At 31.6% G+C, this 13125-nt stretch carries 13 protein-coding genes and 1 tRNA gene; 4 read left to right on the top strand and 10 right to left on the bottom strand.

Annotation, left to right across the window (positions count from 1 at the left end):
• Positions 1 to 31: 31 nt before the first annotated feature.
• Both VP395_RS08475 and dusB read left to right on the top strand, forming a co-directional pair.
• Positions 32 to 2470 (top strand): TonB-dependent receptor plug domain-containing protein, encoded by a 2439-nt coding sequence (locus VP395_RS08475; RefSeq protein WP_346241452.1) that lies wholly within the window; start codon positions 32 to 34, stop codon positions 2468 to 2470.
• A gap of 79 nt (positions 2471 to 2549) precedes the next feature.
• Positions 2550 to 3545, top strand: a complete 996-nt coding sequence (gene dusB / locus VP395_RS08470) for a tRNA dihydrouridine synthase DusB (protein ID WP_346241789.1) — start codon at positions 2550 to 2552, stop codon at positions 3543 to 3545.
• 383 nt (positions 3546 to 3928) lie between these two features.
• On the opposite strand, the gene VP395_RS08465 is transcribed toward dusB, so the two are convergent.
• Both VP395_RS08465 and rbfA read right to left on the bottom strand, forming a co-directional pair.
• Positions 3929 to 5134: an ABC transporter permease gene (locus tag VP395_RS08465; protein WP_346241450.1), complete on the bottom strand. Its 1206-nt coding sequence runs from the start codon at positions 5132 to 5134 to the stop codon at positions 3929 to 3931.
• A 7-nt stretch (positions 5135 to 5141) separates the two neighbouring features.
• Positions 5142 to 5546 (bottom strand): 30S ribosome-binding factor RbfA, encoded by a 405-nt coding sequence (rbfA, locus tag VP395_RS08460; protein ID WP_346241448.1) that lies wholly within the window; start codon positions 5544 to 5546, stop codon positions 5142 to 5144.
• A 101-nt stretch (positions 5547 to 5647) separates the two neighbouring features.
• Between rbfA and mce the strand changes: the two genes are divergently transcribed.
• Positions 5648 to 6058 carry a methylmalonyl-CoA epimerase gene (gene mce, locus VP395_RS08455; protein WP_346241446.1) on the top strand — a complete coding sequence of 137 codons (411 nt, stop codon included), beginning with the start codon at positions 5648 to 5650 and terminating at the stop codon, positions 6056 to 6058.
• A gap of 86 nt (positions 6059 to 6144) precedes the next feature.
• A tRNA-Ile gene (locus VP395_RS08450) sits at positions 6145 to 6218 on the top strand.
• An 82-nt stretch (positions 6219 to 6300) separates the two neighbouring features.
• On the opposite strand, the gene VP395_RS08445 is transcribed toward VP395_RS08450, so the two are convergent.
• The 8 genes from VP395_RS08445 to VP395_RS08410 all read right to left on the bottom strand — a co-directional run bounded on the left by VP395_RS08445 (position 6301) and on the right by VP395_RS08410 (position 12623).
• Complete coding sequence (locus VP395_RS08445; RefSeq protein ID WP_346241444.1) at positions 6301 to 7278, bottom strand: hypothetical protein; 978 nt, start codon at positions 7276 to 7278, stop codon at positions 6301 to 6303.
• Positions 7226 to 8218 (bottom strand): DNA cytosine methyltransferase, encoded by a 993-nt coding sequence (locus VP395_RS08440; protein ID WP_346241442.1) that lies wholly within the window; start codon positions 8216 to 8218, stop codon positions 7226 to 7228. Before VP395_RS08440 ends, VP395_RS08445 begins: the two co-directional genes overlap by 53 nt.
• Complete coding sequence (locus VP395_RS08435) at positions 8218 to 9108, bottom strand: type II restriction endonuclease (protein ID WP_346241440.1); 891 nt, start codon at positions 9106 to 9108, stop codon at positions 8218 to 8220. Before VP395_RS08435 ends, VP395_RS08440 begins: the two co-directional genes overlap by 1 nt.
• Before the next feature lie 67 nt (positions 9109 to 9175).
• Entirely contained in the window at positions 9176 to 10027 is an 852-nt protein-coding gene (locus tag VP395_RS08430; protein WP_346241438.1) for a rolling circle replication-associated protein, read from the bottom strand.
• 100 nt (positions 10028 to 10127) lie between these two features.
• On the bottom strand, positions 10128 to 10343 hold the full coding sequence (locus VP395_RS08425) for a hypothetical protein (protein WP_346241436.1): 216 nt from the start codon (positions 10341 to 10343) through the stop codon (positions 10128 to 10130).
• Positions 10337 to 10651 carry a helix-turn-helix domain-containing protein gene (locus tag VP395_RS08420; RefSeq protein WP_346241434.1) on the bottom strand — a complete coding sequence of 105 codons (315 nt, stop codon included), beginning with the start codon at positions 10649 to 10651 and terminating at the stop codon, positions 10337 to 10339. The genes VP395_RS08425 and VP395_RS08420 overlap by 7 nt, the downstream gene beginning before the upstream one ends.
• An 83-nt stretch (positions 10652 to 10734) precedes the next feature.
• On the bottom strand, positions 10735 to 11391 hold the full coding sequence (locus VP395_RS08415; protein ID WP_346241432.1) for a hypothetical protein: 657 nt from the start codon (positions 11389 to 11391) through the stop codon (positions 10735 to 10737).
• Positions 11391 to 12623, bottom strand: a complete 1233-nt coding sequence (locus tag VP395_RS08410) for a site-specific integrase (protein ID WP_346241430.1) — start codon at positions 12621 to 12623, stop codon at positions 11391 to 11393. The genes VP395_RS08415 and VP395_RS08410 overlap by 1 nt, the downstream gene beginning before the upstream one ends.
• Between the last annotated feature and the right edge of the window lie 502 nt (positions 12624 to 13125).

Below are 13125 nucleotides of genomic sequence, written 5' to 3'. Positions count from 1 at the left end.
ATATCTAAACTAAATTAACCTCCATTTTTAAATGTTAAATTCATTAAACAGAATTACGAAACAATTATTAAAGTGTTTTTTAGTGTTTTTTACCACGACGATCTTATTAAATGCACAGGAAAAAAAGTCGATTCCCAAAATTGAAAAAGTATATATACATACCGATAGAACTTGCTATACACTTGGTGAATCGTTATGGTATAAAGCCTATTCGGTTTACGCCTATAACCATATACTTTTTAATGAAAGCAATATTTTATATGTAGAATTAATTTCGCCCGATTCTAAAATAATTTCACGTAATAAAACACCCTTGGAAAACGGTTTAGGCCATGGTGATTTTAAATTGACTGATTCAATAGGCATAAAAAAACCAGGGACTTATCAAATTAGAGCATATACCAATTATAGTAGAAACTTTGGAAACGATTTTGTATTTGAAAAAGAGATTGAGGTTATTGATGTTTTTGAAAAACAAAAGGAGGCTAAAGAAACGGCAGGTAAATTGAAACCTAGGAAAGCAGATGAAAATGTGATTGGATCTTCTGAAAAATCTCCTAATATTCAATTTTTCCCAGAGGGAGGGTCATTGGTAAATAGTGTTCAAAGTGTTGTAGCTTTTAAGGCGGTTGATGATTATGGAAACCCTATTAAGGTGGAAGGGAAGGTTTTTGATGCAAATGAGGAATTAGTGGCAATGTTTTTAAGCAGTCATGATGGGATGGGAAAATTTCAAATGGAACCACAAGCAGGAAAAGCGTATCATGCTAAAGTTTCAATTTCAGACGGGCGTTTAATTAGTGTACCGCTTCCTAAAGTAAATGAAACCGGTTACTTATTGAGTTTTAAAAATGTTCAAGGAAAAGATATCATAACGATAAAAACCAATAAGGAAACCTTAACAGAAACACCACAAGCGTTGCTTACTTTTGTTTGTACCACAAGAGGAGCTTCTTATTTTGAAGGAAGCTTACCTTTAACCAGCACAACACTTTCTTTTGAATTGCCTAAATCTGAAATTGCCGATGGCATCACTCAAATAACATTATACGATGCTAATTTAAGACCGCAAAGCGAACGCTTGGTTTATATTGAAAAAGAACACGACCTGCAAGTAAGCGTAACAACCAATAAAAAGGTTTATAAACCATTGGAACAGGTGATGGTTAATGTGTCATCTAAAACCAGCACAGGTAATTTAGTGCCGGCGAGCTTTTCATTAAGTTGTACCGACACGAATGGACAGAATGATACAAAAGATTACGGAACAAACATTAGTTCTTATTTTTTGATGGAATCTGATATTAAAGGAAATGTACACAATCCAAGTTATTATTTCGATTCTAGCAACCCAAAACGTTTGTACCATCTAGATTTATTGCTTTTAACACAAGGTTGGCGCGATTTTTTATGGAAAGAAATGCCAAAAATGAATGATACTATTTATTACAAACCAGAAAAAGGCTTTACCGTATCTGGTAGAGTAAAGCAACTTTTTGGAAACAAACCAAAAATAAATAGTAACATGACTTTAGCTTTAATGGGAAAAACAGGGATAAATATATTTGATACCCAAACAGATTCTCTTGGGATTTTTAAATTTGAAAACCTTATGTTTTATGGAACAACCAATATGTTTTTAAATTCAAAAGACGACAAAGGAAAAGGTAAAGGAGAGATTATTGCATTTCCATTTGAGCAAAATCCTATGCCAGTAGAATTTAAAAAACAATCAACCAGTATACCATTAATTACAGAAATCATAAAAGAAACTATGTTAAAAAAGTATGTTAATTATGGAATTGCCCCAGAAAACATATTGGATGAAGTTGAAATTATTGCCAAAAAGAAGAACTCCACACCAAGTTTATACGGCATTCCAGATTTTAGCTATGTAGTAGGAGACGAAACTCCTGTTTTTAACGATATTTATCAATTAATTCAATACAACATCCCAGGTGTTATTGTTGACGGAGATAGCATCCGTTTTATGAGATTTAATGGGGCTGCACATATTATATTAGACGGATTTCCAATAAACGACTCTTCTCAGATAAACTTTATCTTGCCAGATAATGTTGAAAAAATTGATGCAATAAAAGGCCCGTCAGCAGCTATATTTGGTTCGGAAGGGGCTAATGGCGTTATTGCTATTTACACAAAGGACCCTACTGCAAATGTACAATCTAAAAAAGAATACCATAATATCAATCAAAGAATAGAAGGATTTTATGATGCTCGTGTGTTTTATTCACCCGATCCAAACAAACCATCTTTAGAAATGGATAATACAGATGCCGTACGCAATACGTTGTTTTGGAATCCGTACGTACACCCAGACCAAACAGGCACTTCTCGAGCAACCTATTATAACAGTAAGGTTGAAACTACTGTAAAAGTAACTTTAGAAGGCATTACGGCAACGGGTATTCCTGTGGTGGTAAAAACGGATTATATTATTAAAAATTAAACGGTTAGACACCTAGTTTTACATTTATATGTTTCAAATAACATAAAAAACTGTAATTTTGCAGTCCAAAATAAAGAACGTGGTAAAAATACACAACATAGAACTTCCTGATTTTCCATTGCTTTTAGCACCTATGGAAGATGTTAGCGATCCACCATTTCGCGCTTTGTGCAAAGAACAAGGTGCCGATGTTGTTTATACCGAGTTTGTATCTAGCGAAGGTTTAATACGTAACGCCGCCAAAAGTGTTATGAAGCTGGATATTTATGAAAAAGAGCGACCAGTTGGCATCCAAATTTTTGGAGCTAATTTAGAAAGTATGCTGCAAACCATTGATATTGTAGCAGAATCTAAACCAGACATTATCGACATCAACTTTGGTTGTCCCGTAAAAAAAGTAGTAAGTAAAGGTGCAGGTGCCGGTATTTTAAAAGATGTGTGTTTAATGGAGCAACTTACCGCAGAAATGGTAAAACGCACCAACATACCTATTACTGTTAAAACCCGTTTGGGTTGGGACCACGATTCCATAAGAATTCTAGAAGTTGCTGAAAGACTGCAAGATGTTGGGTGTAAAGCTATCGCTATTCATGGGCGCACCCGAGCACAAATGTACAAAGGGGATGCTGACTGGAAACCCATTGCCGAAGTGAAAAACAACCCACGCATGCATATTCCCGTGTTTGGCAATGGCGATGTAGATACGCCTGAAAAAGCTATGGAAATGCGCGATGTTTACGGATTAGATGGCTGTATGATTGGACGTGCCAGCATTGGTAACCCTTGGTTTTTTAAGCAAGTAAAGCACTTTTTTAACACCGGTGAGCATTTAGCACCCATTTCCATTGAAGAGCGTGTGGAAGCAGCACGCCGCCACCTGCAAATGGCTATCGACTGGAAAGGCGAAACTTTGGGTGTTTTCGAAACCCGCCGTCATTACACCAATTACTTTAAAAACATTCCGCATTTTAAAGAATTAAGGATGAAAATGGTAACGAGCGATCACTCAGAAGATGTCTTTGCCGCTTTTGATGAGGTGCTAGATCAGTTTGCTAATTATCAATTTGCAGAGTAGTTTTCTTGAGCGCAATCGAAGGGTTGTATCTTTTTAAAAACGTCCTTGCGAGGAGTGTGCGACGAAGCAATCTGTTAAATTTTAGTTTAGAGGTTTATTCACTTTTTAAAAAGGATACACTTTACTATCGCTTTTGCAAGTTTTCCAATAAGCTTTACTTTATTGTTTAAAGCATTTACAATACAAAAATACAGATCTCATTGGTTTTTAAAACCTGTGAGGTCTTCAAACAAACCATAAATAAAAAGATTATTTAAGGGCTTAGCAATACAGCTGAGGGTTGGTTCAAGAAGGATTGAACAATTTGTTTGAGCTCTCCCGATTTTTATCGGGAAGCGAGTTGTGAAAGCCTGTTTGCCATTTTTCATGGCAACTTGCCCAAATTAATACCCTTCTATCAAAGATTTTGTAACACGAACCGATGCTATTTTTGAAGCAATAATACCCAAAACCGAAATGGTTATAAATACAATAAACAAGTTTTCAACTTTAATATTTACAGGATAAGCCAGCGATGGGGTTATCATAACCAAAGAAAATGTTTTTTGAAGAAATACAATAATAAGGCTAATTAGTAAGCCTATAAAGCCACCCACAACACTCATTAAGCTTCCTTGGTAAAAGAAAATACGCCGAATATCCCTCACAGTTACCCCTACATTAAATAAAGTACTGAGGCTTCGTTTTTTATCAAGCATCATCATTATTAAGGAACCAATAACATTAAAAAAGGCAATAATTAACACCAACGTAAATATTAAGTAAACCGCTAAATTTTCGGTATTAAGCATTTTATAAAGGGCATCGTTTAATTGGGCTCTATTTTTTATAATAACTTTATTACCTAAAATAGCTTGAATGTGCTCTTTTGCAAGGGCTTCGTCAACGCCATCTTTAAGTTTAAACTCTATAGCGCTTATTTGGTTGGGTTCGTAATTTAATAAGTTTTGTGCCAAATCTATTGGAGCAAAAACATAGGTATCGTTTAGCTTTTCATTAATAAAAAACACCCCCACATTAATAACGTTTATACTATTAAATGCATTTGTTGTTGATGTGATTTGGTCTTTTCCGGGTTTTGGGACATAAACGTTCACTGGGTTTGTGTAATCTAAAATTCCTAATGATAAACTATTGGCAATACCCCAACCAACTATAATTTGTTGTGATTTTGGTTCTATCCAATTACCGTGTTCGATGACGGTATCAAAATTAACTACTTGTTCAAAATGCTCATCAACCCCTTTAATAGTGGCGATGGTACTTTTGTCCTGAGAGGCAATAATAACGCGTTCTTCAACAATTTTGGCATATTGGGCAATATCTATTAGGTTATTAAGTTTGTTAACATCATCATCAGTTAAAATAAACGATTTTCCTTTAGCGGTTTCAGCTTTTAAATTTGGATCTATAATACTAGAAAACTGAAGTGTAAAATCTTTCAAACCCGAAAAACCAGACAGCACAATAAATAAGGATGCTGAACCTAAAATAACGCCAACAATCGCAATAATGGTAATAAAATTAATAGCGTTGTTACTGCTTTTTGAGCGTAAATAACGTTTTGCTATATATAAGGGAAAGTTCAATTTTTAATTAGGATTTTTTCCTTTTATCTAAAATAGACGGGTCTTTAATGGGGTTTTCTTGCCCTTTTAAAGACTTATCAATTTGGTCTATATACTCTAAAGAATCGTCTATAAAAAATTCCAAGTTAGGCATGCGTCGTAGTTGGTTTTTAGTACGTTGTGCCAATTCGTGTCTAATTAATGGTGTGTTCGATTTGATGCCTACCAACAATTCTTTAGCCTTGTCATTAGGAAAAATACTTAAATATACTTTAGCAACCCCCAAATCGACTGTTACTTTAACTTTTGATACCGATATTAATATACCATGCATACCGCCTTGTGTGGCAGCGCCTTGTAAAACTTCAACTAAATCGCGTTGTAAAACCGATCCTATTTTTTTCTGTCTTTGACTTTCCTCTACGTTACTCATTATTTACCCATTAAAGGTTTAGAATGCAAAAATAGCGGTTATTTAAAGATTATCTTACTTTTGATTTACAAAATTTGTATCTTACTATAAAGCATTGATAAATGAATAAAATTGAACATATAGGAATAGCGGTTAAAAATCTTGAAAACAGTAACGAATTGTTTTCCAAAATTTTTGGAGCACCGATTTATAAAACCGAAACAGTTGAAAGTGAAGGAGTAAAAACATCTTTTTTTAAAGTAGGAGCTAATAAAATAGAACTTTTAGAAGCGACAAGTGAAGATAGCCCTATAGCAAAGTTTATTAATATAAAGGGCGAAGGCATTCATCACATTGCTTTTGATGTAGTTGATATTGATGCAGAAGTAAAAAGATTAACCAATGAAGGGTTTGTAGTTTTAAACGAAAACCCTAAGAAAGGTGCTGATAATAAACTAGTTGTTTTCCTGCACCCTAAGACTACAAATGGTGTCCTTATAGAGTTATGTCAAGAAATTAGTTTAAAAGAATAATTTTCTTGTAGAGTTTTAAAATTAGTATTAAATTCGCAGCCAATTTCGGTATGAAGCTGTTTTTAAATGGATAAATATATGAAATCGGTCCTATAGCTCAGTTGGTTAGAGCACCTGACTCATAATCAGGTGGTCCCTGGTTCGAGCCCAGGTGGGACCACTTTTTAAGCGTTAAAAGCCTTGTAAATCAATATTTTACAAGGCTTTTTTGTTTGTGGGGGACGAATAAGGGGATGAATATTTTATTGTTTTAATTCTTTAAAATGCTTGAAATCACAAACTAAAGTTGGGTGATTACCACTAGCGGAAGCCATTCCTGCTCCACCTTGAATTGTTGCAGAGCCTTTTGTATGTTTGTAAAAATCATTTAAGCTGATATAAAACCAACCATCTTTAAGCCTTTCTTTTTGGTTATTTACTTTTTTAACCATATACACATATGTTAAGCCAGTAAGTTTTTGAATTGATAGTAAGTCATTTAATCTTTGAGTATCCATACCAAATCCTTTAGGATTTCCTTTACTTAAATCTTTTTCTTTTATTTCAAGTAAGAAAAAATTATTTTCTTTCATGTCAATAGCATCTATATCAGATGGCACACCCTTAACCTTACCTAAGCCAATAAAACCGTCAAACACCAATCTATCAACATAAATATCAATTAATTGTTCTATTTCAAACACTTCTAACATTTCAAAACATTCCTGTTTTATTTTTTTATCTACTATAAACCTGTTAGGATTTCTAGTTTTGTCCATAAAAAGGTTTGTAATGTAGTTAATACCTTGTTTTGTGTGTTCTATTCTATTATATGTTTTTTCATAAACCGAAAAATCGGGAACTCGTAATAAATCTCCAGTTTGCATAACATCAATCGTATTCCAAGAGTCAATATCATAGTTTGGAAAATGAATTACTAGCATTTTTGAAAATGGAAAAGATTCGAGAATGCTATAAGTACGAAGAAAAGAATAAGGTTTTTTAGCTGTTATTGTAAAATAAAGAGGGGCGTGTAAAGTTGGCTTTTTATCCTGCATAGGGAGAATATAACCTCCATCAATTAACCTTCTAGATTTAAAATCGTTTTTAAATTCTAATTCAGACCTAAAACCAATAAACCTATTTCTATATGCTGAATTAAAGAAACCCTGGGTACTGCCATATAAGTTATGCGTTAACAGAATATGTAGATACTCTAGCACTTCCGTTTTTGATGTCATTTGAATTAGATTTATTTAATTGAGATATCATTTCTTTTGCTATTTGTTCAATTACTTTAACTGCAACACTATTGCCGAATTGTCTATAGGCTTGGGTGTCTGAAACTGGAATTATAAAGTTTTCTGGAAACCCCTGTAATCGTGCAGCTTCTCTAGGAGTTAATTTTCTTGGATTTTTACCATTTTGTTGTATCAAAATTTCACTTCCATCTTTGTAATATCTAGCTGAAATTGTATTCGTGTATTCAGAGTTTCTATTTACTATACCATATCCGAAACCTTTACCTTTTAATTTATTCTCCCTTTTTCTTCTCTGATGTCCTTCCCAAAGCTTATCTGAAATAGTATATTTTGAATCTACTTTATTTTGTAGAATATCCCCAACTCTAGTTTCAATATTCAGAGGTTTTGGAAAACGAAAGTCAATATTCTCGTCTAAAAATCCTATTATATATATTCTTTCTCTATTTTGTGGAAGTCCAAAGTCTCTTGCTTTTAAAACGGCATATTTAACATTGGAATAGCCTGCTTTTTTTAAGTGTTCAATTATTGTTTTGAGTGTATTCCCTTTATCATGTCCCCTTAATTGTTTAACATTTTCTAATAAAAATGCTTTCGGTTTTTTTTCTATCAAAATTCTTTCGATATCGAAAAACAAGGTACCTCTTGTATCACTAAACCCCTTTTTTAATCCTGCTTGCGAAAACGGTTGACATGGAAACCCTGCAAGTAAAATATCATGATTTGGGATTGCTGAAGTTTCAATTTTTGTAATGTCTCCATGTACAATTTCATCATTGAAGTTAGCCTTATATGTTTCTACGGCATATTTATCCCATTCACTCGTAAAAACACATTCTATATTTTCATAAGATTTTTGAAATCCCATGCGAATGCCTCCAATTCCAGCGAATAAATCTATAATTCTAATTTTTTTCATTATTTCCAATATTCAAAAATTGCGGGTATTTCATCAAATAAGTATTCTTCAAAACTAATAATATTTTTTGATGATTTTAGTTTAATTGAATCAGAAACCCAATCAAATGTTACAACAACAATATTATGTTTGGACATTTCAGATGCTTTGGATGAGGAAATATCTTCATCAGCTGTTAAAAGATGAATTTCAGGAATTTTAGTTCTTTCAATTTCTTCTGCAACTTCTTGCCATCTTTCTCTTAAGGAAGTTTTCATTGTTCCAATAATAGTTTTATTCCGTCGTTTGTTGAATTCGTTTATACCTGGTAATATTGAATCTACTTTTTTACCTAATCCAACTTCATCAAATATTTTTCTACCTACTTTGCCCTGTGAATCAAATTTGTAATCCAGTAAATCATATACTTTATAAATTATTGCTTCAAATGTTTTGCCAGCTCTTGACCTCCTTGATTGTGTATTGCTTAACGACAACTTGTATAAGTAAGGAAAAATTCTACCTGCATATTCCCCGCATAGTTCTTTAATGGATTCAAATAATTCGTCTCCTTGTTTCTCAACAATATTATTGTTTACCAATATGTTTAGAATTTCTCGAGGTGTGTGAATTAATTTATGTAAATCTCTCATTAGTTTTGCATTAAACTCAACTTCTTCTTTCAAGAATTCTTGCCATGCAGACTCTCTTAAAACGTTTATAAATTCACTAGCTTTTTTGCTGTTAATTAATTCTAGGTATTCTTTTTTATTCGTATTAAAAACTAATTCTACTATTTTATCAGATGAACTAATATATTTGTTTCTATACTCTCTAATATGTGTATCGAAAGCTAATGCTTCCTCTTTTGGAATATCAATGATAATAGGAATTTTGTTTTGTGTTACCATAAAATTCGTGTTTCATCAAAAATATATTAATGTTTGTTATTTGTGTAACATATTTCGGATAAATTATTCAGACTTTATTAACTTCACTAAATAGCATTATATTTTTATCATCAAGCCTTTTATAAAGAGGTAAAGTTTGCCTATTTAAATCAATCATTTTAACGTTAATTACAGGGCTTTTAATGTCTTTGTTTGTTATCTCTTTTGTAACAGCATTAAGGCGTTTAAATTGGTCTGTAAATTCGGCAGATGTATAAAAGTCTGTATAAAGTTCAGATACTTTCTTTGAACAATTCCAAATCTGACATTTAAATTTCTCATTATTCTTTGTTACATATTTTGTAACATATGAAGTTATTCTTTTGATATTAGTTGCGTTTAACTGTCTAACATCAAAAGCGGATGAGGGCTTAAAGTCTTTATCTCTTGGAATAACGCCATTTTTTTGTTGAAGCGTTAACCAGTAATTCCACCACTTTTCAATTTTCCAATATTTATTGGTTATCATGTGAAAATGAGGATTCCCCTTAAATTCGTCATTTTTTGTCTGTCTTTCAACAACCCAGATATATTGAAAATCTTCACTTCTTTTTTTAACGTTATCAATAAATTTCCTTAAAATATTTACAGCAACTTCATCGGATACACTGTTCAAAAAGGTTAGTGTAACAAAACTTAATCGCTTTTGGGTTCTTGAAAAACACGTAATCTTTTTTCTGATTTTTTGTTTCGAACGCCTAGACAAGGAACGTGCTTTCCGTTCCTTGTCCTTATTCTCATTTTTTTTTGCTTTTGTATTTTTTAAAGGTTCTTGTTTTTTACGCTGTAATGCCGAGCCTGTAAATTCACTTGTTGGTGTTATTCCATATTTAGCAGTTGAAAATGCTACACTTACGCCGTATGTGTTCTTGACTATCATAATCTGAATCGTTGTATAAGTATTAAAACCATTAAAAGGTTATTTATTAAAGGTTTTTATATAAAGGTTTTTAATTTTAAAGGTTAAAAAAAAATAAAAGTCATTCGATGAAGGCAGGTACAAAAACGCCTTTCCTGAATTGCTTCATAAATAGACCGCTTCGCCTGTTGTAAACATTCATATACTCCCAAGTAGGATGATTTTTTGAAAGAAACATAGAGAAGCCATTTAGCTTGTTCACATAAAGCCATTTTTTAGGCTTAGTTTCGTTTTCTAAAAAAACAATAACGGTGTAATCATTTTTCTTTTTTAGCATGATTTACCCCCTCTCTTTGTATTGGTTGCTATAAGGCACAGGGCGTTTGAAATATCCTCATGTTTGTACAAAACTCGTCCTCCAATTCGATAAGCTTTTATTATTCCTGTCTTTGTCCACTCGTTAAGAGTAGGCAAGGAAATGCATAACATTTTTGCTGTTGTTTCTCTTGTGAACAAAGAAATATTCACTTCATTTGATGGTGTAAGCTTGTCCCTTACTTCTTTTATTACAGTTTCTGTAATTACATTTTTTATCGCTTGTTCTAAGTCAGCGATTTTAAAGTTGTTGATTTCAATTTTTTCCATTTTTAATCGGATTTTATGATTTATAATGGTGCAAATATGAAATAGGGGTTACCGTATGGTAAGAGGTGTGGTAACCACAACTTTTATTTTATTTTTTCTATCTCTAAATTAATTTTAGTTGATACTTCTGTAATTCCAACATTTTCAAATAATTGGGATATTTTTTCAAGATTGTTTTTTGTTCTTACTTCATTTTTACCAGAAGATACATAAGACAAGTATTTTCTTGTATTTTCTTCTCCTTGGTCTATTATTTGTGATAATATTTTGGCGGTTTTTACATTGTCGTATTTGTTCAAATCTAGTCCTAAATAATATAGGGCTAACATTTTTTGCTTATGTGAAAGATTTGCCTTTTTTGATTCAGTTTTGGAAGCTTTATTTTTTTGTAATTCTTTGAGCCAAGTATAATATTCTGCAAAATATTTAGCTTGTTCATACCATGATTTAATCAGTGAATATGATATTTCTTTTTCACTCAATTCAGGCTTTTCATATATAAGATATTCAAAATAAATTTTATTAAATCTATCACGATCACCTATATAACTTAAATCGAATACGCTATTTGTTTTATTACTACACATACCAAATCTATCCATTTTTGAGTATTGAGGAGTAGTTGATGTAAATACTTCTATTTGAATTATTTCATTTTGTATTAGGTGTTCCTTGTTTTTGACTTTTTCTAATTCTTTATTAAAATCAATTATAAACGGATTTATGGATTTTTCGTTCATTATTTAAAAAATGGATGCGTTAATAATTTATCTGCATTTTCTCTTTGCGAAACACGAATATACTGTAAAAATGAACGTTCGGTTTTATGTCCTGTTATTTTCATTATTGAAATAGTTGGAACTTCGGCTAAATATAAATTTGTAGCAAAGCTTCTTCTTGCGGTATGCGTAGAAACTAACTTATATTTTGCAAGCACTTTTTTTTCGACTTTTCCGCCCTTTGTTATGGTGGTTTCAATAAGTTCTTTTATTCCAGCTAAACTAACTACTTCTTTTAAATAGTCGTTCATGGTTTGGTTAGTGTAGGCTTTAGGCAGTTTATTATTATGTTTTTCTAAAATACTTCTTACGGTTTTATGTAGCGGTATAGACACTCTTTGACCAGTTTTTTTTGTTCGCACTTCTATAACGGTATTATTTGAAACAATGTTTTCGGGTTTTATTTGAGTGAAGTCTGAAAATCGTAAACCTGTATAACAGCCTATTAAAAACAAATCTTTTACTTTTTCAAGTCGTGGAGAAGCTTTTAAATCTAATTCTTCAATTTTTTGCAATTCTTCAATGCTTAGATAAACGGTGTCAGCTTCTTCTCGAATAGTTTTAAAACGCTTATTTCTAAAGTCATAATTATTATTATAACCTCTTTCGGTTGCTTCATTAATAAAAGACTTGATAGTTTTTATATGTTTGCCAACAGTGTTAGATGATAAATTATGTTCTATTCTTAAAAAGGATAAATAGTGATTATAAAACTCTAAATTAATAGTTTCAAAATGTATAGGTCTATATTTCTGTGCATATTCTTTTAAGTATTTAAAAGTTGTGTTATAGACTTTAATTGTTCCCTCTTTTTTGTTTAGTTTACTTTCTTCTATATAATTTTCAACAAATGAAAAGAATGTAAGTTTATTAGGTTTTAAAATTTTGTCTGATAAAGTAGCTTCTAATTCTACTTTCAAATTTGCATTGTTTGGTTGAACACCATCATTTAACAGTTTTCTAAAAGCGGTATTAATACCATTTTCAAGAACATCAAGACGAGCGTTAAATTCGGGATATTCTTTAAACTGTTTAGATTCTTTTGCTCTTTCAGATGTTTTATTCCAAAACTTAGGATTTATTTTTTCTCCTGTAGAATATTTGAACCTTTTATACTGATAATTGTATATTAAGTATATTAAAGTTTCTACTTTTGAGTTAGGTTCTTTTAATATGAATTTTGCCTTTGCCATGGCACAAATATATATTAAAAAATCATTGTAGGGGACGAATGAGGGGACGAATAATTTTAATTTCGTTTAATTTCACTTAATTTCGTCTAATTGCAAAATGCCCTGTTTGTAAGGTTTAACAAGCTAAAATACAGCCAAATAGAATAAAATATAACCAAAACACATTGGGTACAGGTGGGACCACTAGTAAAATCAAGGCTTTACAGAGTTTTAACTCTTTAAAGCCTTTTTATTTGCAAACAATTTGCAAACAGCATAAAATTTAACATTTTTTAACAAAATTTCTCGGTAAATGGTTCGTTTTGCGTATCGTTGTTTCTTTTTATGACATTTTATTTTTATTGACCTACCAATTTATCATTTATAATCATCTATTCACCTAAAGTATCATCCTTTTTGTATAGGAAGCTTAAATTCGCTAGAATTGAAATTAAAGAAATTTCAATTTATGATTACTCATTGCCTTTAATTAGAAATTAATGCTATTAATGTGGGTTTTTTT

It is taken from the genome of Mariniflexile soesokkakense, from assembly GCF_039650365.1.
Classification (GTDB): Bacteria; Bacteroidota; Bacteroidia; order Flavobacteriales; family Flavobacteriaceae; genus Mariniflexile; species Mariniflexile soesokkakense.
The sequence above is the reverse complement of the archived record's forward strand: the minus strand, read 5'-3'. Positions and strand labels throughout refer to the sequence as shown.

What these genes read in the sequence shown, in the direction of transcription:
- VP395_RS08475 (WP_346241452.1), top strand. Translation starts at nt 32, where the DNA reads ATGTTAAATTCATTAAACAGAATTACGAAACAATTATTAAAGTGTTTT.
- rbfA (WP_346241448.1), bottom strand. Translation starts at nt 5,546, where the DNA reads ATGAGTAACGTAGAGGAAAGTCAAAGACAGAAAAAAATAGGATCGGTT.
- mce (WP_346241446.1), top strand. Translation starts at nt 5,648, where the DNA reads ATGAATAAAATTGAACATATAGGAATAGCGGTTAAAAATCTTGAAAAC.
- VP395_RS08445 (WP_346241444.1), bottom strand. Translation starts at nt 7,278, where the DNA reads ATGACATCAAAAACGGAAGTGCTAGAGTATCTACATATTCTGTTAACG.
- VP395_RS08440 (WP_346241442.1), bottom strand. Translation starts at nt 8,218, where the DNA reads ATGAAAAAAATTAGAATTATAGATTTATTCGCTGGAATTGGAGGCATT.
- VP395_RS08435 (WP_346241440.1), bottom strand. Translation starts at nt 9,108, where the DNA reads ATGGTAACACAAAACAAAATTCCTATTATCATTGATATTCCAAAAGAG.
- VP395_RS08430 (WP_346241438.1), bottom strand. Translation starts at nt 10,027, where the DNA reads ATGATAGTCAAGAACACATACGGCGTAAGTGTAGCATTTTCAACTGCT.
- VP395_RS08425 (WP_346241436.1), bottom strand. Translation starts at nt 10,343, where the DNA reads ATGCTAAAAAAGAAAAATGATTACACCGTTATTGTTTTTTTAGAAAAC.
- VP395_RS08420 (WP_346241434.1), bottom strand. Translation starts at nt 10,651, where the DNA reads ATGGAAAAAATTGAAATCAACAACTTTAAAATCGCTGACTTAGAACAA.
- VP395_RS08415 (WP_346241432.1), bottom strand. Translation starts at nt 11,391, where the DNA reads ATGAACGAAAAATCCATAAATCCGTTTATAATTGATTTTAATAAAGAA.
- VP395_RS08410 (WP_346241430.1), bottom strand. Translation starts at nt 12,623, where the DNA reads ATGGCAAAGGCAAAATTCATATTAAAAGAACCTAACTCAAAAGTAGAA.